The sequence below is a fragment of the uncultured Sphingomonas sp. genome, assembly GCF_937871615.1.
GTDB lineage: Bacteria > Pseudomonadota > Alphaproteobacteria > Sphingomonadales > Sphingomonadaceae > Sphingomonas.
On record NZ_CALMPA010000010.1, the window covers coordinates 1 to 1,211 of the forward strand.

Sequence of the window (1,211 nt, forward strand, 5' to 3'; positions counted from 1 at the left end):
CGGGCGCACCGAGCGCCCCGCCGCCCCGCCCCGCCCCGGCCAGCCGGTCGCCGGGCCATCGGCGCGCGAAACCGCGCAATGCCTTGCCGACCTGCGGACGCTCGGCGTGGAATTTCAGCCATTGCCCGATCGCCAGTTCGGCCCCGGCTGCGCGATCCTCGGCACAGTGAAGCTGCTCGACGTGGGGGTGCCGACCACCAATCTCGGCGCGGTGCGCTGCGGCGAGGCGCGGACCTATGCCGCCTGGGCGCGCAACGCGGTGGGGCCGGCGGCATATCAGATCCTCGGCAGCGAATTGGCGCGCATCGATTCCATGGGCAGCTATTCGTGCCGCAACGTCGCCGGCACCGCGCGGCGATCGGGCCATTCGATCGCCAATGCGATCGACATCGGGGCGTTCGTGCTGAAGGACGGGCGACGCATCTCCGTGCTCAATGACTGGAATTCGCCCGATCAGAATGTGCGCCAGTTCCTGCGCGTGGTGCATCAATCGGCGTGCAAGCGTTTCGGCACGGTATTGTCACCCGATTACAACACCGCGCACCGCGATCACCTGCATCTGGAGGATGACCGCGCCAATTTTTGCCGCTAACAACTTTGGATGACTGAAACACGCGTACCCAGCCGAGTCTTCCCCCGCGCCAAGCAGGATGCGGAAACCGCCAGGATCGGCATCTCCACCCCGCAGACCGAAAATCCCGCCTATCGCCTCGCTTTTCAGGATCTCGATTTCCTGCTGCGCGAGGATCTGCGGCCGGTGCGCTTCCAGCTTGAGCTGTTGAAGCCGCAATTGCTGATCGACGAGGCGCATATCGGCTCCACCTTCGTCTTCTATGGCTCGGCGCGTATCCCGGAGCCGGAAAAGGCGCAGGCGCTGCTCGATGCCGCGACCGACGACAAGAGCCGCCGCATCGCCGAACGGCTGGTCGCCAAATCGCATTATTACGAAATGGCGCGCGAACTGGCGCGCCTGGCCAGCAATTTCCCGCGCGATGAGCAGGGCAAGCGCCACTTCGTCGTCTGCTCCGGCGGCGGCCCGTCGATCATGGAAGCCGCCAACCGCGGCGCCACCGACGTTCACGCCGATTCGATCGGGCTCAACATCGTGCTGCCGCATGAGCAAGCGCCGAACCCCTATGTCACCCCTGCGCTCAGTATGCAGTTCCACTATTTCGCGCTCAGGAAGATGCACTTCCTGCTCCACGCGCGCG

Annotated in this window: 2 protein-coding genes; both read left to right on the plus strand. The window is 65.4% G+C overall.

The window, feature by feature from the left end:
• On the plus strand, window positions 1–592 hold a 592-nt coding region (locus Q0316_RS01055), incomplete at its 5' end, for an extensin family protein (RefSeq protein ID WP_367179604.1).
• Window positions 593–601: 9 nt separating this feature from the next.
• Window positions 602–1,211: lysine decarboxylase (locus Q0316_RS01060; protein ID WP_298668347.1), on the plus strand; the 610-nt coding region annotated here is incomplete at its 3' end.